Raw genomic sequence first — 21,889 nt, 5'->3', positions numbered from 1 at the left:
CCGTCGCGGGCAGTTTGGCAAAATGTCGTCAGTTCTGGGGCTTGCGCTCCTGATACTTGGCGGTATAGCCCTCGATATGGAGCGTCGAGGCGATGATTTCCTTGACTGTCTCGTCGGGCACATCGGGGTGCGTGCGGATATACATCAGCAGCCCCATGATGAGGGTGTAGAACGTCTCGTAGACATGGTCGATGCGTAGCTCGTGATGGGCGACAAAATCCACCACGGTGGTATCGCAGATATACTGCGCCACGCGCTGGACCACGTTGTGCAAAAAGCCGCCGTAGAGCGCGCCGCTGCTCGAGGTGAGCGTGCTCGGCAACTCGTGGCCGCTCACGACCAGGCGCTTAAAGAGCGGAGCAACGGTGTCGAGTGCGCCTTCGATGTCGCCAACCGTGCGGCTGGCGTTCCACTGCTCGAGCTCGGCGATAAAGCCGTCGATTGCCTCGTCCATAACGGCGGTGACGGCGGCATCCATATCGGCAAAGTAGTGGTAGAACAGCGAACGCGTGCAGCCAGCCCGCTTGGTCACGGCCGATACCGAAAGATGGGACACACCAAGCTCGGCGCTCACGACGCGCACAGCGGCGAGGATCTCGCGACGGCGCTCGTCGCCCGTCAGGCGTTTTGCCGCGCTATCGGATGCGGGGACGGCATCGACCACAGAGATATCTGCTGCGTTGTTGCCCATGTTTTGCCGCCTTTCATCCTCTTTTGCCTGACCGTTCGCCTAACAGTCTTGAATATTGTTGACGGTTCGTCAATACTATTTTTGACACAATGTCAACAATGGCGGGTGAAAGGCATGGGGGCATGCCCGGCCTGCAAAAAAAGAGGGGCGCTGCGGTCTCGCCGGGCTGTGGCAAGAGAAGGGACGACTATGATTCTCAACGGACCGGGGATTAGCTATACCGAGCCCGATATCGGCGCGGAGTTCGTGCCGCCGATACCGGAGCATCCGCGCGAGGCCATCGTCAAACTGTGTGAGCACTGCACCAACCGCCTGCTGCACCGCGACGAGCTGCTGGGCTACGAGTACTGGTCGTTTGCCGAGGCCGCAACCGACGAGCAGGCCGAAGTGCTCTGCAAGATGAAGATGCGCCGTCCCTATACGCTGCCCGAGATGGTCAAGCTCACCGGCATGCCCGAGGCCGATATCGAAAAAATGCTCGACGACATGAGCTACACGGGTCTGCTCGAGTACAACTGGGAAAACCCCGAGCGCGCCAAGCAGTGGGTGCTGCCCATGCTGGTGCCGGGTTCTGCCGAGTTCCTCAACATGCGCGTGAGCCAGCTCGAGGAGCATCCGGTCTATGCCAAGTTTTTTGAGCAGGCATCCAAAGGCCCGCTGTCCAAGGCCACGCCGATGGTGCCGCCCGGCGGTGCCGGCATCGGCATGCATGTCATTCCGGTCGAGAAGGCCATCGATGCCGCGAGCACCTCGGTGCCGATCGAGCATATCGAGCATTGGCTCGACAAATACGATGGCAAATATGCCGCCAGCACCTGCAGCTGCCGCGCGAGCCGCCGCGTGATGGGCGAAGGCTGCGCCGACGATCCGGCCGACTGGTGCATCGCTGTGGGCGATATGGCCGACTACGTGGTCGAGACCGACCGTGGCCATTACGTGACCCGCGACGAGGTTTACGACATCCTGCGCCAGGCCGAGGACAACGGCTTTGTGCACCAGATCACCAACATCGACGGCGAGAACAAGATCTTCGCCATCTGTAACTGCAACGTTAACGTGTGCTACGCCCTGCGCACCTCGCAGCTGTTCAACACGCCCAACCTGTCGCGCTCGGCCTATGTCGCCAAGGTCGAGAAGGACAAGTGCGTGGCCTGCGGTCGCTGTGTTGAGGTGTGTCCGGCCGGCGCCGCCAAGCTGGGCCAGAAGCTCTGCAGCAAAAAGGCGGGCGGACAGGTGCCCGAGTATCCGCGCCAGGAGCTGCCCGATGCCACCAAGTGGGACCATACCAAGTGGTCGCCCAACTACCGCAACGACAACCGCATCGAGACGCATGAGTCCGGCACCGCTCCCTGCAAGACGGCCTGCCCCGCGCATGTCGCCGTTCAGGGCTATTTGAAGCTCGCGGCGCAGGGTCGCTATGACGAGGCGCTGGCGCTCATCAAGCGCGAGAACCCGCTGCCCGCTATCTGCGGCCGTGTGTGCAACCGCCGCTGTGAGGATGCCTGCACCCGCGGTCGTGTGGACGCCGCCGTGGCTATCGACGAGGTCAAGAAGTTCATCGCCCAGCGCGATCTGGATGCCGCGACCCGCTATGTCCCGCCCGTGGTGACGCCGACGCGCGCTGGCGGCTTCGATCAGAAGATCGCTATTATCGGTGCCGGTCCGGCCGGCCTGTCCTGCGCTTTCTACCTGGCCGAGAAGGGCTACAAGCCCGTCGTGTTCGAGAAGAACGAGCGCCCGGGCGGCATGCTCACTTACGGTATTCCCAGCTTTAAGCTGCAGAAGGACGTTATTGAGGCCGAGGTCGAGGTTATTCGCCTGATGGGTGCCGAGTTCCGCTATGGCGTGGAGGTCGGTCGTGATGTGACGCTCGACGAGCTGCGCGAGCAGGGCTTTAAGGCCTTCTATGTTGCCATCGGCTGCCAGGGCGGACGCCTTGCCGGCATTCCGGGCGAGGATGCCGAGGACGTGACGGTGGCTGTCGACTTTTTGCGCGAGGTCAACAGTGGCAAGATCAACGCGCTGCCCGGCCGCACCATCGTGGTGGGCGGCGGCAACGTGGCCATCGATGTCGCGCGCAACGCCTGCCGTCTGGGCTCCGAGCATGTTGAGATGTTCTGCCTGGAGAGCGAGGCTCAGATGCCCGCCAGCGAGGAGGAGCGTCGCGAGGCCATCGAGGATGGTGCTCACATCAGCTGCGGCTGGGGTCCCAAGGAGGTTCACCTGGACGAGACCGGTCGTGTGTGCGGCATCACCTTCAAGCGCTGCACGCGCGTCTTTGACGACGAGGGCCGTTTTGCGCCCGAGTACGACGAGAACGACCTGCGTCGTGTCGATGCCGACCGTGTCGTCATGTCGATTGGCCAGTCCATTGTGTGGGGCGACCTGCTGGCTGGCTCCAAGGTGGAGCTCGGCCGCGGCCAGGGTGCCCTTGCCGATCCGCAGACGTACCAGACCGCCGAGCCCGACATCTTTGTGGGCGGCGACGTCTATACCGGTCCCAGCTTTGCTATCGACGCCATCGCCGCCGGTCACGAGGCCGCCGTGTCCATCCATCGCTTTGTGCAGCCGGGCTCCACGCTCACCATCGGCCGCAACCAGCGCCGCTACACCGCGCTTGACCGCGACGATGTTGTGATTGAGAGCTATGACAACGCAAGCCGCGAGGTGGCACGTGTCGACCGCGAGCGCGAGAAGGCTGCGCCCTTTAGCGAGTACGTCGAGACCTTTACCGAGGAGCAGGTGCGCGCCGAGACCGCTCGCTGCCTGGGCTGCGGTGCCTCGATCGTCGACCCCAACAAGTGCATCGGCTGCGGCCTGTGCACCACCAAGTGCGCGTTTGACGCCATCCATCTGGATCGCGACCGCCCCGAGTGCTCCACGATGGTCAAATACGAGCAAAAGCTCCCGAGCCTCGGCAAGTACGCTTTGAAGCGCGCCATCAAGATTAAGTTCGGTCGTAAATAGGTAACCATGGCGGGTAAGGGGACGGCGCAGACTAGATTTCGCCGTCCCCTTGCTTTGAGTTTGCATCGAATCAACCTCTGCAGAAAGGGTTTCGACTTGCATGAATTAGGGATTGTGTATCACATCATTCGCGATGTTGAGAATGTGGCGCGCGCCAATGGCGTGCGTCGCGTTTCGAGTGTGACGTTGCTGCTGGGCGAGGTCTCGGGCGTCGTTCCCGATCTGCTGCTTGACGCTTGGCGCTGGGCGGCAGATAAAAAGCCTATCACGCAGGGCGCGGAGCTTATTGTGGAGCCTGTCGAGGCCGTGACGCATTGCGAGGCGTGCGGCTGCGACTACGCGACGGTCGAGCACGGCAAGACCTGCCCCCATTGCGGTAGCGGCGAGACCTATCTGCTGCAGGGCCAGGAGGTCATGATCAAGCAGATCGAGACCCCCGACGAGGACCCGACAGACGCTGCCCCCGACGGCCCTTCTGACGCCCCCGACGCCGTCGACGCCGCTAACCCTCTCCACATCGTCTAGCCCCTAGTCGTTGGGGACGTTCTTGTTTGACTAGTCGTTTAAGAACGTCCCCAACGACTACTTGCGCTAGATCATAAGTTATACAATTAGTCAAGTTATGTCTGTTTAAACAAAATAGCGGCACGCAGGCGCATTGGGATTAACCTAAAAGCGGCGTTAATGAACAGAGTGTCTGTATATATCTGTGAAAGTAATTGGGAAATCACGTTTTAGTAGGCAATGAGCTGTAAATCAGCAACGTAATCAATTTGTAACAAACTTAGACGTTTAAACAAATAATGCAACCGTTTGCGAATTTAGCTATAAATCCACAAGGCGAACAGGTATACTCCTTTATTGTCGTGTAGGAAATACGTAGACAAAAAGGAGGTTATGTGATGGTAAGTATTGTTCTTGCTAGCCATGGTGACTTGGCGGCTGGAATCAAGCAGACGGGCTCGATGGTCTTTGGCGATCAGCCGTCTGTAGCCGTGGTCTCGCTCGAGCCGAGCATGGGCCCCGACGACTTCCGAGCCAAGGTCGAGGAAGCAGTCGCTTCCTTCGAGGACCAGGAGCAGGTGCTCTTCCTCGTTGATCTGTGGGGCGGCACGCCCTTCAACCAGATCAGCGGTCTCATCGAGGGCCATGATTCCTGGGCTATCGTCACCGGTGTCAACCTGCCTATGCTCATCGAGGCATATTCGCAGCGCTTTGACGCAAAGAACACTGCACATGCGATCGCAAAACATCTCGTGACTGAGGCTAAGGCCGGCGTGCGCGTCAAGCCCGAGTCTCTGGAGCCCGAGGAGAAGAAGCCGGCTGCGGCCGCCGCTGCTCCTGCGGGTGCCATTCCTCCGGGAACGGTGATCGGCGACGGGCACATCAAGATCGCCCACGTCCGTATCGACACGCGTCTGCTGCATGGTCAGGTGGCCACCACGTGGACCAAGCAGATCAACCCCAACCGCATCATCGTGGTCTCCGACGGCGTTGCTCACGACGAGCTCCGCAAGACCATGATCGAGCAGGCTGCCCCTCCGGGAGTCCACGCCAACGTCGTGCCCATCAAGAAGATGGCCGAGGTCGTCAAGGACACGCGCTTTGGCGACACCAAGGCGATGCTGCTGTTCGAGAACCCGCAGGATCTGCTCAGGGCCATCGAGGCCGGCGTCGACATCAAGGAAGCCAACATCGGTTCCATGGCCCACTCCAAGGGCAAGGTCGTCGTCACTAACGCTGTCGCTATGGGCGATGACGACGTCAAGACCATCGAGGCTCTCAAGGCCAAGGGCGTCAAGTTCGAGGTCCGCAAGGTTCCTTCGGATTCCTCCGAGGATCTCGACGCCATGTTGAAGAAAGCTAAGGCCGAACTGGCCGCTCAAGCATAGTAAAGGAGGGTCCGATACATGTCTGCAATCACTATTCTGCTTGTTGCGATTGTCGCGTTGCTTGCCGGTATGGAAGGCATTCTGGATGAGTTCCAGTTCCATCAGCCGCTCGTGGCATGCACGCTTATCGGTCTCGTAACCGGTCACCTTCAGGAGGGCATCCTCCTGGGCGGTTCGCTCCAGATGATGGCCCTTGGCTGGGCTAACGTCGGCGCCGCCGTCGCGCCTGACGCCGCTCTGGCCTCGGTCGCTTCTTCGATCATCATGGTGCTCGCCCTCAACGGTGGCGCCACCGATTCGGCCAAGGCCGTTACCGCCGCCATCGCCGTCGCCGTCCCGCTGTCGGTCGCTGGTCTGTTCCTGACCATGATCTGCCGTACCCTGGCTACCGCTATGGTTCACGGCATGGACGCCTGCGCCGAGAAGGGCGACTTCGCCGGCATCGAGCGTTGGCAGTACGCCGGCATCCTCATGCAGGGTGTTCGTATCGCCATCCCGGCAGTACTTCTGTGCATCATCCCGGCCGAGGCCGTTACCAACGCGCTTAACGCTATGCCCGATTGGCTGTCCGGCGGCATGGCTGTCGGCGGCGGCATGGTCGCTTCCGTCGGTTACGCCATGGTCATCAACATGATGGCCACCAAGGAGACCTGGCCGTTCTTCATCCTCGGCTTTGTCCTTGCTGCCATCCCTCAGCTCACGCTGATCGCCCTTGGCCTCATCGGCATCTCCCTTGCCCTCATCTACCTTGGCCTTAAGGATCTGGCCAAGCAGGGTGGCGGCATGGGCGGTGGCTCCGGTGACCCGCTCGGCGACATTCTGAACGATTACGAGTAGGAGGGGAGTGATACATATGGCAGAGAACAAGATTCAGCTCACCAAGGCTGACCGTAAGAAGGTTTGCTTCCGTCATCAGTTCCTTCAGGGCTCGTGGAACTACGAGCGTATGCAGAACGGCGGCTGGTGCTTCGCAATGATCCCTGCGATCAAGAAGCTCTACACCAGCAAGGATGACCAGATTGCCGCTCTTAAGCGCCACCTGGAGTTCTATAACACCCACCCCTATGTTTCCGCCCCCGTCATTGGCGTTACCCTCGCCCTCGAGGAGGAGCGCGCCAACGGTGCTCCGATTGACGACGTCGCCATTCAGGGCGTCAAGGTCGGTATGATGGGCCCGCTCGCCGGCGTCGGCGACCCCGCCTTCTGGTTCACCCTTCGCCCGATTCTGGGCGCACTGGGCGCTTCCCTGGCCCTGTCCGGCAGCATCGCCGGTCCGCTGCTGTTCTTCTTCGCGTGGAACATCATCCGTTACGCCTTCCTGTGGTACACGCAGGAGTTTGGCTACAAGGTCGGCTCCTCCATCGCCAAGGACCTCTCCGGCGGTCTGATGGGCAAGGTCACCGAGGGTGCTTCCATCCTGGGTATGTTCATCATCGGCGCCCTGGTCGAGCGCTGGGTGTCCATCTCCTTCACCCCGGTCGTCTCCAAGGTCACGCAGTCCGCTGGCGCCTATATCGACTGGGCCAACCTGCCCGCCGGTTCTGAGGGCATCAAGCAGGCATTGACGATGTACAGCTCTGTCGGTGCCAACGCACTCGACCCGGTGAAGGTCACCACGCTTCAGGCCAACCTCGATCAGCTCATCCCCGGCCTTGCCGCCGTGTGCCTGACCCTGCTGGTCTGCAAGCTCCTCAAGAAGAAGGTCAGCCCGATCGTCATCATCCTGGCTCTCTTCGCCGTCGGCATCATCGGTCGCGTCTGCGGCTTCATGTAAGCACGCTTCGGCTTAAGACCGAGAGTTGCTAGGCAAGGGCTTTTGAGCCATTGAAACGGACCGCACCCGGTGGGTACACTGGATGCGGTCCGATTGTTTTTATTGGAGGGCGAGGCGCGTATGGCGCAATCTCAGAACAGCACGGTCGATCTGGCAACGCCGGCAACCTGCCTGATGGGGCTTACCAGTCACGGTAACGTGATGGTGGGCAATAAGGCGTTTGAGTACTATAACGAGCGTAATCCCGAGGATTATATCCAAATCCCGTGGGACGAGGTCGACTATATTGCCGCCGAGGTTTTGCGCGGCACCAAGAAGATTACGCGTTTTGCCATCTTTACCAAAGAGAATGGCCACTTTACGTTTTCGACGCGCAATGACAAGGAAACGCTTCGCGCGGTGCGTAAGTACATTGACGAGGACAAGCTCGTTCGTTCGCCCGACTTTATCGATGTGACGGCCAAGGGCGCCAAGAGCATCCCCTCCGTCTTCAAGAACCTTTTCCACAAAGGCAACTAGTCATTAAAGAGCGCCCCCCTAAAGTGGGACGCGGTTTCCCATGAGGCTCGATCGGGAAAGTGCATCCCGGTTCGAGTGCCGATTGCGGGATGTAGTTTCCGGAACGGGCCCGTTTGGGAAACCGTGTCCCGTTTCGAGTCGAAATTCTGGGACACAGTTTCCCAGCGAGGTCCCATGGGGAAAGTCTGACCCAGAATTTGCCTGGATAGTGGGACGCACTTTCCGGAGGGCTGTTCCACCGCAACTTCGAAGAGTGGCTACACGCTGCATCACAACGTGTAAATCTGCTACACTAGTACAACATGCCTCCGTAGCTCAGGGGATAGAGCACCGCTCTCCTAAAGCGGGTGTCGACGGTTCGAATCCGCCCGGGGGCACCAGGAAAATTGCAGGTCAGGAGTTATTTTTGCTTCTGACCTGTTCTGGTTTTAGGGCTAAGAACTGCTTTTGTTTGTAAATCTGGTAAGTAAATATTATGACTTCCCGAGTTTTCCACCGAAAACAGGAAATCACCATTTTGGGGATAATAGTTTTCAACAACTGTTAGTCGGTTCCATTTTGGTGACGCGCTTCCCTCTTTTGGGTAAAAAATATCACCATTTTGATGATTCGGTAGCTTTGAATTTTCTGATAAAAAGCCTGTTCAGAAGCTTGTGTCATACCCATCTTGGTGAAACCAATTAATAGAGAAATAGATTATAAAGAAATAGGGACGGCGACGCCGTCCCCTTCGCTCGCTGAGCTCGCTGCGCGGTCACGTGCCGTGACCTTGCTGCCGGCTAAGCCGTCGATAAAGAATGGGGACAGCGATGCTGCCCCCCCTTCGCTCGCTGAGCTCGCTGCGCGGTCACGTGCCGTGACCTTGCCGCCGGCTACGCCGTCGATTGATTCGCTCACTGCGTTCGCTGATTGATTGACCAATCCGTTGAATCGGTGACACCAGTCATCAGCGCAGCAATTGACATGTTGAATCCATTGGCAATTTTACAGAGGTTTGAAAGACTCACATTTCTTCGTCCGACTTCAATGCTCGCGTAGTAGGAACGATCCATCTCAATCAAATTGGCGAACTGCTCCTGGCTGTACCCGAGTCCAGCGCGGAGCTCTTTGCATCTCATGCCGAATGATTTCTGAAGCGTCTTCGTATCCATGACAAAAAGAGTCATGGATTGTTGTATTTATGCCAACGGACTATATACAACAATCCCTGTTAAGGCGCATAATTACCTTTATTGGAAAGAGTTCTGATGCCTAGTCGGACATGGCATGGAAAAGGAATGGAACAGCACAATGACTCAGGGAAAGCATTTCGCTGCCGGTGGCGATCACTTCTCCGCACTGCCAAACAAAAAGATTCACACTCCGAAGGGGATCGCGCGTCTGACCGTCACCGCGGCGACCATGGCCGCCATGACCGGATCGAGCCTCATCTCACCGTTCGCGGCATTCGCCCAGACCGGTGACGGGGGCACGCAGCACCCCGCCGTGATGTCGCCGATCGCCGCCCACGCCGGCGCGGCAGCCGGTACCGGCGCAAAATCCGCCGCACAGACCATCGCGGACCTGCAGAAGGCAGTCGACGAGGCGAAGGCGAAGGAGGCCGCCGCCAAGGCATCCTACGATGAGGCCGCCGGTCCCTACAACGAGGTTGCTTCCGCCCGCGACCAGGCTAAGGCATCCTACGATTCTGCAGTCAGCGCCGGCACGGCAGCCGACCGAGCGGCAATGGACGAGTACGCCCGTCAGGTCGCAGAGGGCAAGGACGCCGCCGATGCCGCCGGCAAGGACCTCGAGCAGGCGAAGGCGGGTCTCGCAGACGCTAAGGCGGATGCGTCCGAGAAGGACGAAGCGTACCAGTCCGCCCTCAGGACGGCCCAGGATGCCAAGGATGCCCTCGATAAAGCCAAGGCAGATGCCGTAAGCGCCACCCCGGAGGCTATCCGTGCCGCCGAGCAGGCGGTACGCGACGCCACGGATGCCGTGGACAGGGCACAGGCCGAACTGGACAACGCCAACGCGACGCTTGCCGATGCCCAGTCCAAGCTGGTTGCGGCCCAGTCTGCAAAGGATGCCGCCGATTCTGTCCTCGCTGCAGCCAAGCAGAACAAGGACGCGGCGGATGCGAAGGCCGCAGCCGCCAGCGCCGCCTACGAGAAGGCGAAAGCAGACCTCGCCGCAGCGGAGGCAGGCGCCAGCGGTCCTGAGTACGATGCCGCGAAGCAGAAGGTCGCGGACGCGGAGGCAGCCCTCGCCGCCGCACGAGAGGCACAGTCCCAGTGCGAGTCCGAGCTCGAGCAGGCGCAGTCCGCTGCGGCAACGGCGCAGACTGACCTGAATGATGCCCAGGTGTCCCTCTCCGTAAAGCAGCAGGCCGCGGCCGATGCCGAATCCGGTGTGAACGCCGCCCAGTCCGCACTCGATGCCGCGAACGCCGACCTCGATGCGGCCAAGCAGGCGAATGCCGACGCCGTCGCCAAGCTGGATGCCGCGAAGCAGGCTGTCAGGGACGCCGAGTCCGCCAAGGCAGCCGCCGACGTAGAGCTCGCGAACGCCAAGACTGCAAAGGATACCGCAGCCGCCGCCGTGACCGCCGCGCAGCAGAAAGTCGACGAGGCACAGGCGAAACTCGATTCAGCCGACGCGCAGCTCAAGCAGGGAGCCATCGGCTTCTTCCGTGCCATGGGTGCCGATTCAGCCATCGAGATCATCCAGAACTGCACACACAAGGGCTACACCGAGGTGGGGAACAGCCTCGACGCGACCAGTCTCGACAACATGCTCGCGGCAATCCCGTACATGAAGTCCATCAACGAGTACCGCAAGTCCGTCGGTCTCTCTGAGCTCCAGGTCACGTACAAGCTCATTGCGGCAGCGATTGCCAACGCGAACTATTCCGATGTCAAGTTTGGGCATTCCATGCAGTTTGATACGAGCGAAAACCTCGCATGGAACTATGGAACCGATCCGAAACCGCAGTGGGTGGACCAAGAAAAGGCTTTCTTCGATCAGGCGGTTCAGGAGCTCTATGGCGTCACCGGTCTAATCGGTAAGGATGCCGTAGACTTCTACAAGTCGCATAGTGGGATTGAATCCTATGTCAACCAGCATTTTAAGGTTGCCGGATATCCCGCAACTGTCGGTCACTACCTGCATGTCATCAGCCCTGAAATCGGCTATATGGGCATGGCGGTCTGCAGCAAGGGAACCATGAACGGCTGGAAGACCGACAGCTTCGATACCGCAAACCTGGGTTGGGCAGGCTCCGGTTGGAACATGAACCCCATGTCCGTCGACGAGTATGAGCAGAAGCTGACCTCCTATATCAACGGCCTCAAGAACGCCAAGAGCGCACTCGACGCAGCCAAGGCCGATCTCGCATCCAAGAAGCAGGCAGCCGCCGGCGCCGCCGCAACCGTTCAGCAGAAGCAGGTCGCAGCGGATTCCGCACAGGCAGGTGTCGATGCCGCGAAGCAGGGCGTCGCGGATGCCCAGCGTGCCGTCGATGCCGCCAATGCTGATGTCGCCGCCAAGCAACAGGGCGTCACGGATGCCCAGACCGAGCTTGATGCGGCGAAATCGGACCTCGATGCCGCCAACGCGGCAGTCGATACGGCAAAGTCGACCGTCCAGCAGAAGCAGGTCGCCTTTGATGCTGCCAACGCAGCCGTAACGACCGCACAGTCTAAGTTGGATTCCGCCAAGGCGGACACCGCTGCTAAGCAGCAGGGCGTGGACGATGCGAACGCCGACCTCGCGAAGTTCTTCCAGGACGTCGCCGACGCCAAGAAGGTGCTCGATACCGCAAAGAGCGTCCACGACGCGGCGGCAGCCGACCAGGCCGAGAAGGCGACCGTCCTCGCCGCCGCCAAGCAAAAGGCGGACGGCACCGCGAGCGCCCTCGCAGATGCCCAGCGTGCCGTCGATGCCGCAAGGGCCGACACCGGCGTTGCCGCCGACAAGCTCACCGGCTCCCAGACCGATCTCGAGGACGCACAGTCGAACCTCGACATCCTCACCGGTCTTGCCGCGAAGCTCGCAGAGGCACAGCAGCGCGAGCAGGATGCAGTAAAGGCCGTCAATGACACCAAGGCCGCGCTCGATGCCGCGAAGGCGGATACCATCGCCGCCGAGTCCCTGGTCTCCGCCGCCGAGCAGGCGAAGGCGCAGGCAGACGCCAAGCTGTCGAAGCTGAACTCCATCGATGCCGGCGCGGCGATCGCTTCCGGCCATGATGTGAACGCGGATGACGCCCTCAACGCGCTTTTCGCCGCAGCAGTCGAGGCACGTGCCAAGGTCGCGCCCGCCAAGGCCATCCTGGACGAGAAGCAGGCCGCGGTGGACGAGCTCCAGCCCGGCTACGATGCGACACTCGCCGCCTACGAGTTGGCGAAATCCGACCGCATCGCAGCGGAGCAGAAGCTTTCCGATGAGATCGCACGACAGGAGGCAGAGGAGGTCGCAAAGCAACAGGCGGCATACACCCCGAAGCACCTCACCGGCAAGGATACCGCCCAGCCCGGCAGCCTCGCCCAGACCGGTGACCGCGCGGGACTCATCGGCGAGACGTTCGTCATCGGCGGTACCGTCCTCGTGGCAGCCGGCGTCTTCCTCGATCAAAAGAAGCGCCGCGAGCAGATGTAGATGCGAGCCGGGCGTTGGACACTGACTAGTGACCAACGCCCGGTTTCAGTGACTGGGAGATTGATATGAGAACAAGGGCCATTGTCGTTGCGCTTTTAGTGTGCCTCTCGGCGCCTCAGCTCGGATGCGCCAGCGTTGCAAAGCAGGAGAGCGGTTCTGCGGAAGGGGCCATTGCGGCAGTAAAAGCTAAAGAAAAAAAGAAGCCAAGTGGAGAAAAGGCTTCGCAAACCTCTGGAACCAAGACCGAGGAGAAGAAAGAATCCGACGGCAAGGACCAGAAGTCCGATGACTCCAAGAAAGAGGATAACAAGTCTTCCGACTCGTCGAAGTCTGACAGCAAGGGAAACTCCTCCGACTCCAAGCAGAATTCCGGCAATTCGCAGAGTTCCGGCAGCAACAATTCCTCTTCCAACGGCGGTAGCCAGAAGAAGTGGGTTGCCGAGCAGGGACATTGGGAGACAGATTACAGCCAGGTCTGGGTGCCGAATGTAGTGTATACGCGCCATCCTCGTTTCTGGGTCAACCATGGTGGCACTATGGTAGGGCCCTTCGATTCCGAAGATGCCGCCTATTCGTGGGTTCATAATGATATGGATAACGGCGGCATCGGAGGATCTGTCGTAAACGATTCGTATACCACATCTGAGGACCAGGGACATTATGAACAGCAGGCTACGGGACAACATTGGGTTGTCGACGTCGCCGGCCACTGGGAGTAATGTGCATCGTTCCTCTCCTCTTACATTCGGTAAATAGATTATTTATTTGTGGGCGGCCGGTTCGACCGCCTTTTTTAGACGCCCAATCTGGGAGCAAACGATAGGAAAGCAATCAAACGAGAGGCCGTTCCAAAAGAATCCGGCGGTGCCGGATGCTTCGGGCAAAACCTTCCGCAAATCGGTAAGGTCTTCCATCAACTCGCTCCAGCCCTCGCCCGGAGTCCGCTGCGCGGTAATGCAAAAGCTCGGCATCCCTCGCATTCGCATTACCGCTCCGCTCTCGCTACAGCGAATTTCTAACACTCAGCATTCTTCGCGTTAAAAATTCGCTTCCGCTCACGGTCTCCGCTGACACTACGACACCGCGAAGCCTTTCGCTCGAAACGAGGCCTCTCATTTCGTGTCTACGCTACGCTCCGCCCAATCGCCGTCCCGGTGATTGCAAGATGACTGTGGGTGGCATTTTTGTGGGCCCATTCGGACCCCAAAAACACCACGCCACAGACCTTGCTTATCGCCTGCTGCGGCGATAAGGTTATTGTGAAGTTGAAACTTCGCGATGAAGAATCGCGGCGACGATTCTTCATTTTTGGAACGACGCCAGCCGTTCCTCATCAAGGAAAGCGAATCGCATAGCAGGTTTTGATCGGAGGCCTCTCCGATCGCTGATTCGTTTTCCGAGGAGGAATCATGAGCAGGCTCCGCCCACACACCGTCAAGGCGTCTCTTTCAAATGACGAGAAGAAAACCATCGCTGCAATCGCAAAGCGACATGAGATGAGCGAGGCGGAACTCATCCGCTTCGTTTTGTGCAATGCCGACGATCTCGATATCGATTTTGGTTTTTCGGAAATCGCTGGGCAGAAATTCCGAACCGATGACATTCACGTCCGGGTCTCGCCGGAAGAAAAAAAGAAAATCGAAAGCAATGCTGATTCCCTTGGCGTGACCGTGAGCTCGTATGCGCGGCGCGTACTGCTCAAAGGGAATGTCGAGAAAAACGATGTCAATCGGGCGTCGATCGACAAGATCTATCACGAGCTTTTGAAGGAAGGAACAAACCTCAATCAGCTGATGTACTTCGTGAACGCCCAGGGGCTTCCTGCGTACAACGAGAAAGCTGTTTTCCGCACACTCGAAAAGGTTTACCAAGTTGGGCGTAAGCTAGACCGTTTCATCGACGAGCTCGAGAAGTGCTATTTCGTCGGTGGTGATGTGAAATGACGGTTATCAAACAGAAAAGCGTTTCGAGCGACCGCTACGCAAAGAACGTCCGTAAATACATCAACGGAAAAGATGCGCTTGCGCGTGGCGGCTGGAACATCGAATACAGCGATCGCTGGTTTTCGAAAATGGATAGAACCAGAAAGGTTTTCCATCACGACAAACCATCGAGAGCCGGAGCCAAAAACGTAATCCTGCTTCATCAGATCCTCGCGTTCCTTCCGGAAGAATGCTCATGCAACGGGGGCAAGATGACCCCCGATGCATGTTTGGTCTACGCGGAGCAATGGCTTGCGAAGCACTATCCGCATCAACAAGTGATTCTCGCGCTGCACGAAGAAAGCGATAAGGCGGGAAAACGCTACGCAGTGCACATGGCGATCAACCGTACCGATTTGTTAACCGGCAAGCGTTGCGAGACGGGCGGGCGGCATGGAAAGTACGAACGCGCCTCATGGGTCCGCGAACTCGATAAGGACTGGAATCTCGCCCAGCTCGAAAAAGGAAAGAAGAATTCGAAGATTCGCGATCGCCAGCCGCGCGACACAGAAAAGGAGATTATCGGTCGCGGTGAGTACAGTTATAAAAACAATCTGCGCGAGTTGATCCATCTTGCAATCAACGAAGGTCATCCGAAGAATATGGAGCAGTTTAAAAAGTTACTTGCCTCATGGGGCGTAGACATTTTCATTAAGAACAATCGAGTCTATGCGACAGATCTCGATATCAAGGAGGCCGGCAACCCGAAGTGCACTTTCAACCTGACTCGTCTTGACGGGAGGTTTGCGGTCAAGCAACTTGAGGCGGCCTTCAAAAATAACGTGCTGGAGGCCGAGCGAGCCCTTCCTTATGAGAGGCGTTGCGAGATTTACATTCAACGGCTTAAGAAGGCGTATTCGGCGTGGGTCGAGCAGGCAAAGGCGAGCAAGGGCGTCGCCTACAATCTCTTTCCTAAGTTCATCGCACCGAAGTGCGATGAAGATCTGCTCGAGGATCCGGCGGTTCGTGATGAGCTTCTTGCCCGGCGCGGTTACGCAAGGGAGATTCGCAACCGTTACGCCGGCGCCGTTCCCGATGCTGGCGATGACCGCGTTCGCGCCGCAGGACGAGCCCATGGTGGCAACGGCGATATCTCGCCGCAGGTCGATCGCGCGGTCGACCGAGGCGATTACGATCGCGGAGACACGCCTCGCTAGTTTTGGAAAGCCTATCGTCGGTGCCCTAGCGCGCTGCCATCCAGTGCCGATTCTTTCATACTCGCAATTCGGCGAGGATGAGGAGTATGAATTGATCGGCGGGGGTCAGCCGCTCTGATAGAATCGTCCTTGCTGTCGGCAGCCCTCGTGCCGGGCAGAGCCCTCCATTTGATGGGAGGTGATGCCCATGACCGATTTCACCGAGCTCGTGAAGCTCCTGACCGCTATGGTCTCGCTCCTCACGGCCCTTGTCGGCCTTTCCAAGGCACTCAAGCAGGGTTCGAAGCCCAAAAAGAAAGGCCACCGTCGCTAAGACGATGACCCAACTTCATTAAGCAACGGCTCTGCCCAGCTCTCTACAACTTGGGCTGCCGTCGGCACCATTTTACCCTCCTGACGAGGAATTCGTCCATATTTCAAAAATCAAATCCTGTTCGCGCGTGGGCGTAAACTTATATAGTTGGGCAAATCCGGCAGATTGGAGCTTGAAACATGAGGGATATGCACCTCATGTCGCTCATAAAACGTCTCCTGACCTCGAAGGAGAACGTTTTTTAGCGATAAAAGGAGACATAAAAATGATCTGGTTTACCAGCGACACCCACTTCGGGCATGAGAACGTGCTGAAGTTCACCGACCGCCCGTGGGAGACGATTTGGCAGATGAACAACGCCATCGTCGACAACATCAACGGCAGGGTTGCCGTGGACGACGAGCTCTACATCCTGGGGGATTTCTCATTCAAGATGACCGCCCAGGACGCCTACGGGCTGCGCAAGCGGATCGCCTGCAGGCGCATCCACCTCGTCCCGGGAAACCACGACAAGGACTGGACCCAGCCGGCGGTCGCTGGCGCCTTCACCGTGGAGCCGCCGATCTGCGTGCTCAAGATCGACGGGCAGAAGATCGTCCTGAGCCATTACCCCATGGCCGACTGGCAGGGCATGAGCCATGGATCGTGGCACCTCCACGGGCACATCCACAGCAGCGGCGGCGCGTACAACGAGTTCAACCGCAAGCAGGGCCTTCTGCGCTACGACGTCGGTTGCGATGCCAACGGGCACTCCCCGGTGAGCCTCGACGAGCTGAGGGAATGGTTCGCCGGAGTCGGCGAGCCGTGCGGCCGGGTGAAATGGCCCTGGTGGGTCAACGAGACCGGCGACAGGCAGGTCGAGCGCGAGCTGGCGGCGTACAAGAGGGAAGAGGCGATCCGATGACGGTCTATGTGACGGGCGACATCCACGGTGGGCTCGACATGCAAAAGCTCCGCGACTGGGAGCTTGGCGACAGTCTTACCAGCGACGACTATCTCGTCGTCGCCGGCGACTTTGGCTTTCCGTGGGATTTCTCTGCCGAGGAATGCGCCGATATCGCCTGGCTGGAGTCGCGCCCCTACACGGTGCTGTTCGTCGACGGCAACCACGAGCGCTTCGATCACTGGGCGGAGCGACCCATGGAACTGTGGCACGGTGGGCTGACGCAACGCCTGTCGGATACTTCGTCTATCCGCCGCCTCATGCGCGGGGAGGTCTTCGAGCTCGACGGCTCGACGGTCTTCACCATGGGCGGTGCCACGAGCGTGGACAGGGAATACCGCGTGCCGTATTCCAGCTGGTGGCCTCAGGAGCTCCCGGACGAGCGCGAATTCGATGCCGCGCGGGCCAAGCTCGACGAGGTCGGCTGGAAGGTCGACTGCGTCATCACCCATACCTGCGCCACGCGCATGCTCTCGCCGACGCTCTACCCGGACCCGGGCTGGGAACGCCCTGATGTGGACCGGCTGACCGGATTCCTCGACGAGATCGAGGATCGCCTGGACTACAAGCGCTGGTATTACGGCCATTTTCACCGAGACGGCAACCCGGACGAACGGCACACGGTGCTGTATGACCGGATCGTGAGGCTCGGGGACAAACTCCTGCCGTGGGGTGCGTACTGATGACGGTCTATGTGACAGGCGACGTGCACGGCAGGGCCGAGTACGGGTCCAGCCGGTTCGCCTTCAGGTCTTGGCCACTGGGCCGGACCCTGACGCGCGATGACGCAGTGATCGTGGCCGGCGACTTCGGCTTTGTCTGGGATGGATCCAACGCCGAGAAATACTGGCTCGACTGGTTCGAATCGAAGCCCTGGACCACGTGTTTCGTAGACGGCAACCATGAGAACCACCACGCCCTGGCCGGGCTGCCGGTGCGGGAGTGGAACGGCGGGCTCGTCCATGAGGCGCGACCGCACGTGCTGCACCTGATGCGCGGGGAGGTGTTCGATATCGACGGGCTCACGGTCCTTGCCATGGGCGGTGCCACGAGCAACGACAGGCAGTATCGCAGGGAGGGGAGGAGCTGGTGGCCCGAGGAGATGCCGAGCGAGGAAGAGATGGAGCACTGCCGCGCCTCGCTCGACCGCGTGGGCTGGAAAGTTGACCACGTTGTGACTCACGAGGCGCCGGCTGCCCTTGCTGAGGGGCTGTGTCGCGAGCTTGGGCGCGAGTATCGGGACGACCGGCTTCAGCGATTCCTGGGTGAGCTCGACGGACGGCTCGGCTACCGCGTCTGGTTCTTCGGTCACTACCATCGCGATAAATGGTGCGACACCAGGCATCGCCTTATCTACCGAGACATCGTGCCGATCGAAGATGCTGCGCCCGGTTCTAGAAACCTTCTAAAAGCGCTCTAGAAGGTTTCTAGAAATCAGTTACCTGACAGGAAGGGCGCGGGACTACTCGCCCCTCATCTTGGTCATGACCTCGACCTTGGCCTCGGCCACGGTCGCCCGCCGCTCGGAGGCGGCGAGGCGGTCCTTGAGGGCGGCGACTTCGGCCATCAGGTCGCGCTGGGCCAGTAGCGCATCGCTCAGCTCGGCTTGGGCTTTCAACGCGGCGTCACGCTTGACGCGCAGACGCTCGATCTCATCGGACATGGCCTCAGCCTCGGCGTGGAGCTGGACGACCTGCCTGCTGAGCTCCCTGGCATCGGCGAGGTATCTGACGCTCGCGGCATGGAGCTCATTGTTTTCGAGCTCGATGCTCGCGGTGTCGAGCTCGAACTTCTCCTCGATAAAGGCGACCCGCTCATTGCAGTCGGCCTCAAGTCTTTCGTTCCGGTCTCTCGCCTCGACGAGCTTGCGGTTGAATTCGTCGAGCTGGGCCCTGAGTAACGCGTTCTCGGTCTTGAGATCGGCGGTCTCGCGCAGCAGCTTCTCTCGCCAAGCCTTTTCAATCTGCTCGGCGGCCTCATCGAGGACGTCCTTCGCGCCGGGCGTCTCGCTGATTTTTCTGTCGTTCGGGTTGTCTGTCATCGTGCGGCACTCCAATCAACAATGGGCATGGCTCCGCCATGCCGTACGGCTGGGAACAAATACGCGGCCGCTGTTGAGTTGTGTTTGTCCTGCGCTTGGTGAGTTCTAAAAGCGTCTCAAGTCATACGTTCACGCAGGTTTTCGATTGGAGAAATACCGCACGTTTTCATGGTATCACGTGCCTTAAAGAACATGAATGGGCGGTCATATCGATTCGTTGAAAATAGCACCTACGACGTGCTGGTGGCGGGAGAGTGATGGCGTTAAAGATGTCGAGAATGATTATGGGAGTATTTTAGATGCAGGTATGAGAAAGGGTCGAATCGAAGTGTCTGGCCGGACGCCAATTGTCCGGGAACTGTTTCGGTTCGACCCTGCTTCATTTTACATCCGCGGCATGTTTTTGTAGACGCCTGGCGATTACCGACCTTCACGACCTCGATGACGGTTTCCCCGTCCTCGATTCTTGCCAGATTGCGGTAGACATGCTGCGTGAATGGTCGGATATCATTTGAGCCAGAATCCTCTTCTATTGAAGCGGATTCTGGCTCAGTGGTTTTTAACTCGGTTGTTTGACAGAAGCCCACGTCGATAGTCGGGCTGTGGACTTAAGATTTCGGGGGCTCCCAAGCGTTTTCGATCGCGGCGCGGTAGATTGCAGCGTAATTAAGCATCCAGCTGCCATCACCAGTTTTTTGAATATACCCCTTATCCTTTAGAGAAGTATAGGCTCGGGATATCGTGTTCTTGCTCAAGTGGTAGTGATCCTCAATCCATTTGCTTCTAGCGCAAAAGCCCATGGGCCGTTTGTTTTTGGAAGGTTTTCCAAACTTCCATACGAGGCCGAGGATGAGACGCTCGGCGGCAACGGTGGTGACGCAGCACGCCCACTCGGGCACTGAAATAAAAATAGCTTTATCCATTTTCTCTATAATCTTTCGTTGCTCGGTAACATCATCGTTGAATATGTCGGAAATTGACGGTAGCTCGCTCATGTTTACCACCTAGTCAAGGTGGGCGGTACGACCTTCAAGCTGCTTGAAAAGCTCATAAAACGAGCTTTCAAACATGTAATACGAGCAATGGATTTGGATGAGCTTGCCGGACTCGCGCATGAATTTGCGTGCGGTGTTTTCGCTCCAGCCAGTGAGTTCGCGGATATCGTTAACGCGGAGCAACCGATTGCACTGAGCGGCACCAGTGGGGAAAGTCGGTGTGGACGCCTGAGTGCTAATCTTTGGAGTAGCCATGATGAGCTATCCTTTCAATGAGGGCCCTCCCTGTGCTTGTAAGACTTACCAGGTTCATAAGCACTTGGGGGGCCGGTTTCTATGACTACATGCGTAGCCATCTGACAGCTTTAGCATGTATTAAAACTCATTAGTTGTCAATCAAATATAGCATCTACCTGCGGAAACGGTATTATAGTACCGTAATATTATGAATAAAACGATGAATGAAAAACATGCTATTTCTCGCTTCTCTGTATATAGGCGTTGATGAAGTCTTCGTAGCCTTTAACTGCTTTTATTTCTGATTGTTGAACGAGGCTTGTATACGTTTTGAGCGTGATATTGGGGTCCGCGTGGCCAAGAATTCCTTGCACGCTTCTAACGTCCGATCCGTTCGCCAGCATAAAAGTGCTTACGCAATGCCTGAGCTGATGCGGGCAGATGCCCTTATATAGTTTTCCGCCAGTCGAATTATTCGGCTCATAGATTCCAAGATTGCAGCTAACTGCGAAATCGCGAAACCAATGGTTGAAGATGTAGTTCTTCATGTGACAGACAGTAGGGACCCCTTGCTCGACAGCAATATCGCTAATGATGGGAATGCTGCCAGTCTGGGACAGCCCCAGAGAGGCCAGGAGCTCTTTTTGTATGGCTGACCATGATTGAAGACGTTCGGCCAGGGTTTCTCCAACGGGGATTTTGCGTTGGCTTTCTTGTGACTTGGGTGCCCTCAGTTCATGATCGTTGGTGTACTGCCTGTCAATTTTCAAGGTTTTATTGGCAGGGTCCCAATCGCGCCATTCGAGGCCCAGCATCTCGCCTTTTCGCATACCCGTATACACTAGTACTAGCGTACCAACAGCTTCGGCGGTGAGCTCAATGTGTTGAAGATGTGTGCATAGGGTAGCTACTTGCTCGATTGTCAGTGATTCTCTTTTGTTGCGTGGTCTGCGAACATGAACGGTAGCGCAGGGGTTTCGGTCAATTATTCTCTTTGCGACTGCATTCGACAGAATCTGGCGCAGTTTCGCATTGATTCGTACAAGCTCAGATGGTTTGTATTTTCCCGTACGACGAGCTTCGGCATATGTTTCTTCGATTAGATCGGGAGTTAGCCCCTCAATTGTCTGAAACGCACCGAATAGGTCTTCGATATGCCTGCAATCGTACGCTTCTCTTTCATAGCTCGTTGGCGCAAGCTCGGTGTCCCTATTTTCATGAAAGGCCCAGCAGTAGGACGCAAGCAAAGTGGGCTTTTTAGTTTTAGTGATCGTGCCAGAGGAGTTGATTTCAGCCAGCTTGGCCTGCATTGCAGCCTTAGCTTCTGTTTTAGTCTTGCAACGAACCGTATAAGTTGGGGATCGTTTGTAACGCCCTGTCTTAGGGTCCTTGACCCCAAGGGAAAAATAATAGCGATAGGTGTTAGGTGATCTCTTGTCTTTCCAACACGTGCCTCTTCCGCTAATTAGTGGTTGTTCTGACATCTTTGCACTCCGTTTCTTTGAATAGTTTTCAACAATTCATTGAGTGCAGTTTAGCTAAAGCTGTTAGTAATATGTTTGTAAAAGCGTAGGCGCAGCTACCGGAGGCAAAAGACACAAACTGCTATGTTTATCTGCGGTTATATGATGTTCAATGATGCTTGATGAATGGTAGGGGGTAGCATTAAATCATATCTCCTAAAGCGGGTGTCGACGGTTCGAATCCGCCCGGGGGCACCAGAGATTTGTCGAGCCC

Annotated in this window: 20 protein-coding genes and 1 tRNA gene; 15 read left to right on the top strand and 6 right to left on the bottom strand. The window is 57.9% G+C overall.

Annotated elements, in window-relative coordinates:
- Positions 1–28: 28 nt before the first annotated feature.
- A complete protein-coding gene (locus tag DXD77_RS05685) occupies positions 29–691 on the bottom strand; it encodes a TetR/AcrR family transcriptional regulator (RefSeq protein WP_117648108.1) in 663 nt (220 codons plus the stop codon).
- Positions 692–880: 189 nt separating this feature from the next.
- On the opposite strand from DXD77_RS05685, the gene DXD77_RS05680 reads away from it, so the two are divergent.
- The 7 genes from DXD77_RS05680 (at position 881) to DXD77_RS05650 (ending at position 8,223) form a co-directional block, all read left to right on the top strand.
- Positions 881–3,658: an FAD-dependent oxidoreductase gene (locus tag DXD77_RS05680; RefSeq protein ID WP_199409009.1), complete on the top strand. Its 2,778-nt coding sequence runs from the start codon at positions 881–883 to the stop codon at positions 3,656–3,658.
- A gap of 54 nt (positions 3,659–3,712) precedes the next feature.
- On the top strand, positions 3,713–4,183 hold the full coding sequence (locus DXD77_RS05675; protein WP_369831498.1) for a hydrogenase maturation nickel metallochaperone HypA: 471 nt from the start codon (positions 3,713–3,715) through the stop codon (positions 4,181–4,183).
- Between the two features lie 377 nt (positions 4,184–4,560).
- A complete protein-coding gene (locus DXD77_RS05670; protein ID WP_117637934.1) occupies positions 4,561–5,550 on the top strand; it encodes a PTS sugar transporter subunit IIB in 990 nt (329 codons plus the stop codon).
- 18 nt (positions 5,551–5,568) lie between these two features.
- Complete coding sequence (locus DXD77_RS05665; protein ID WP_089573274.1) at positions 5,569–6,387, top strand: PTS mannose/fructose/sorbose transporter subunit IIC; 819 nt, start codon at positions 5,569–5,571, stop codon at positions 6,385–6,387.
- Between the two features lie 16 nt (positions 6,388–6,403).
- Positions 6,404–7,324, top strand: coding sequence for a PTS system mannose/fructose/sorbose family transporter subunit IID (locus tag DXD77_RS05660; RefSeq protein ID WP_117564942.1), 921 nt, complete (start codon positions 6,404–6,406; stop codon positions 7,322–7,324).
- 120 nt (positions 7,325–7,444) lie between these two features.
- Positions 7,445–7,843, top strand: coding sequence for a DUF956 family protein (locus DXD77_RS05655; RefSeq protein ID WP_117648105.1), 399 nt, complete (start codon positions 7,445–7,447; stop codon positions 7,841–7,843).
- Positions 7,844–8,147: 304 nt separating this feature from the next.
- Positions 8,148–8,223 (top strand) — tRNA-Arg (locus DXD77_RS05650).
- A 513-nt stretch (positions 8,224–8,736) separates the two neighbouring features.
- Here DXD77_RS05650 and DXD77_RS05645 read toward each other — a convergent pair.
- A complete protein-coding gene (locus tag DXD77_RS05645; protein ID WP_117648116.1) occupies positions 8,737–8,994 on the bottom strand; it encodes a helix-turn-helix domain-containing protein in 258 nt (85 codons plus the stop codon).
- A 139-nt stretch (positions 8,995–9,133) separates the two neighbouring features.
- On the opposite strand from DXD77_RS05645, the gene DXD77_RS05640 reads away from it, so the two are divergent.
- The 8 genes from DXD77_RS05640 (at position 9,134) to DXD77_RS05605 (ending at position 18,299) form a co-directional block, all read left to right on the top strand.
- The gene (locus DXD77_RS05640) at positions 9,134–12,484 is read left to right on the top strand and encodes a CAP domain-containing protein (RefSeq protein ID WP_117648103.1); all 3,351 of its coding nucleotides are present in this window, start codon (positions 9,134–9,136) and stop codon (positions 12,482–12,484) included.
- 65 nt (positions 12,485–12,549) lie between these two features.
- A complete protein-coding gene (locus DXD77_RS05635) occupies positions 12,550–13,203 on the top strand; it encodes a hypothetical protein (protein WP_233506746.1) in 654 nt (217 codons plus the stop codon).
- 690 nt (positions 13,204–13,893) lie between these two features.
- Complete coding sequence (locus DXD77_RS05625; protein WP_117648099.1) at positions 13,894–14,427, top strand: hypothetical protein; 534 nt, start codon at positions 13,894–13,896, stop codon at positions 14,425–14,427.
- A complete protein-coding gene (locus DXD77_RS05620) occupies positions 14,424–15,623 on the top strand; it encodes a relaxase/mobilization nuclease domain-containing protein (protein ID WP_117648097.1) in 1,200 nt (399 codons plus the stop codon). Before DXD77_RS05625 ends, DXD77_RS05620 begins: the two co-directional genes overlap by 4 nt.
- A 187-nt stretch (positions 15,624–15,810) precedes the next feature.
- Entirely contained in the window at positions 15,811–15,936 is a 126-nt protein-coding gene (locus DXD77_RS10640; protein ID WP_255413117.1) for a hypothetical protein, read from the top strand.
- A 265-nt stretch (positions 15,937–16,201) separates the two neighbouring features.
- The gene (locus tag DXD77_RS05615; RefSeq protein WP_117648096.1) at positions 16,202–16,840 is read left to right on the top strand and encodes a hypothetical protein; all 639 of its coding nucleotides are present in this window, start codon (positions 16,202–16,204) and stop codon (positions 16,838–16,840) included.
- Positions 16,837–17,562 carry a metallophosphoesterase family protein gene (locus tag DXD77_RS05610; RefSeq protein WP_117648094.1) on the top strand — a complete coding sequence of 242 codons (726 nt, stop codon included), beginning with the start codon at positions 16,837–16,839 and terminating at the stop codon, positions 17,560–17,562. Before DXD77_RS05615 ends, DXD77_RS05610 begins: the two co-directional genes overlap by 4 nt.
- A complete protein-coding gene (locus tag DXD77_RS05605; protein ID WP_117648092.1) occupies positions 17,562–18,299 on the top strand; it encodes a metallophosphoesterase in 738 nt (245 codons plus the stop codon). Before DXD77_RS05610 ends, DXD77_RS05605 begins: the two co-directional genes overlap by 1 nt.
- 42 nt (positions 18,300–18,341) lie before the next feature.
- On the opposite strand, the gene DXD77_RS05600 is transcribed toward DXD77_RS05605, so the two are convergent.
- From DXD77_RS05600 to DXD77_RS05580, 4 genes are all read right to left on the bottom strand, one after another.
- A complete protein-coding gene (locus DXD77_RS05600) occupies positions 18,342–18,920 on the bottom strand; it encodes a hypothetical protein (RefSeq protein WP_117648090.1) in 579 nt (192 codons plus the stop codon).
- Positions 18,921–19,528: 608 nt separating this feature from the next.
- The gene (locus tag DXD77_RS05590) at positions 19,529–19,915 is read right to left on the bottom strand and encodes a hypothetical protein (RefSeq protein ID WP_117629695.1); all 387 of its coding nucleotides are present in this window, start codon (positions 19,913–19,915) and stop codon (positions 19,529–19,531) included.
- A 9-nt stretch (positions 19,916–19,924) separates the two neighbouring features.
- Positions 19,925–20,170, bottom strand: a complete 246-nt coding sequence (locus tag DXD77_RS05585) for a hypothetical protein (protein ID WP_117648088.1) — start codon at positions 20,168–20,170, stop codon at positions 19,925–19,927.
- A gap of 218 nt (positions 20,171–20,388) precedes the next feature.
- A complete protein-coding gene (locus DXD77_RS05580; protein ID WP_117648087.1) occupies positions 20,389–21,636 on the bottom strand; it encodes a site-specific integrase in 1,248 nt (415 codons plus the stop codon).
- Between the last annotated feature and the right edge of the window lie 253 nt (positions 21,637–21,889).

The sequence above is a fragment of the Collinsella sp. TM09-10AT genome (assembly GCF_003436275.1).
Taxonomy (GTDB): domain Bacteria; phylum Actinomycetota; class Coriobacteriia; order Coriobacteriales; family Coriobacteriaceae; genus Collinsella.
This window is presented reverse-complemented; position numbering and strand designations above follow the sequence as displayed.

Bases quoted from the DNA above. Each gene is read 5' to 3' on its own strand.
- DXD77_RS05685 (WP_117648108.1), bottom strand. From the start codon at position 691: ATGGGCAACAACGCAGCAGATATCTCTGTGGTCGATGCCGTCCCCGCA.
- DXD77_RS05680 (WP_199409009.1), top strand. From the start codon at position 881: ATGATTCTCAACGGACCGGGGATTAGCTATACCGAGCCCGATATCGGC.
- DXD77_RS05670 (WP_117637934.1), top strand. From the start codon at position 4,561: ATGGTAAGTATTGTTCTTGCTAGCCATGGTGACTTGGCGGCTGGAATC.
- DXD77_RS05665 (WP_089573274.1), top strand. From the start codon at position 5,569: ATGTCTGCAATCACTATTCTGCTTGTTGCGATTGTCGCGTTGCTTGCC.
- DXD77_RS05660 (WP_117564942.1), top strand. From the start codon at position 6,404: ATGGCAGAGAACAAGATTCAGCTCACCAAGGCTGACCGTAAGAAGGTT.
- DXD77_RS05655 (WP_117648105.1), top strand. From the start codon at position 7,445: ATGGCGCAATCTCAGAACAGCACGGTCGATCTGGCAACGCCGGCAACC.
- DXD77_RS05645 (WP_117648116.1), bottom strand. From the start codon at position 8,994: ATGGATACGAAGACGCTTCAGAAATCATTCGGCATGAGATGCAAAGAG.
- DXD77_RS05640 (WP_117648103.1), top strand. From the start codon at position 9,134: ATGACTCAGGGAAAGCATTTCGCTGCCGGTGGCGATCACTTCTCCGCA.
- DXD77_RS05635 (WP_233506746.1), top strand. From the start codon at position 12,550: ATGAGAACAAGGGCCATTGTCGTTGCGCTTTTAGTGTGCCTCTCGGCG.
- DXD77_RS05625 (WP_117648099.1), top strand. From the start codon at position 13,894: ATGAGCAGGCTCCGCCCACACACCGTCAAGGCGTCTCTTTCAAATGAC.
- DXD77_RS05620 (WP_117648097.1), top strand. From the start codon at position 14,424: ATGACGGTTATCAAACAGAAAAGCGTTTCGAGCGACCGCTACGCAAAG.
- DXD77_RS10640 (WP_255413117.1), top strand. From the start codon at position 15,811: ATGACCGATTTCACCGAGCTCGTGAAGCTCCTGACCGCTATGGTCTCG.
- DXD77_RS05615 (WP_117648096.1), top strand. From the start codon at position 16,202: ATGATCTGGTTTACCAGCGACACCCACTTCGGGCATGAGAACGTGCTG.
- DXD77_RS05610 (WP_117648094.1), top strand. From the start codon at position 16,837: ATGACGGTCTATGTGACGGGCGACATCCACGGTGGGCTCGACATGCAA.
- DXD77_RS05605 (WP_117648092.1), top strand. From the start codon at position 17,562: ATGACGGTCTATGTGACAGGCGACGTGCACGGCAGGGCCGAGTACGGG.
- DXD77_RS05600 (WP_117648090.1), bottom strand. From the start codon at position 18,920: ATGACAGACAACCCGAACGACAGAAAAATCAGCGAGACGCCCGGCGCG.
- DXD77_RS05590 (WP_117629695.1), bottom strand. From the start codon at position 19,915: ATGAGCGAGCTACCGTCAATTTCCGACATATTCAACGATGATGTTACC.
- DXD77_RS05585 (WP_117648088.1), bottom strand. From the start codon at position 20,170: ATGGCTACTCCAAAGATTAGCACTCAGGCGTCCACACCGACTTTCCCC.
- DXD77_RS05580 (WP_117648087.1), bottom strand. From the start codon at position 21,636: ATGTCAGAACAACCACTAATTAGCGGAAGAGGCACGTGTTGGAAAGAC.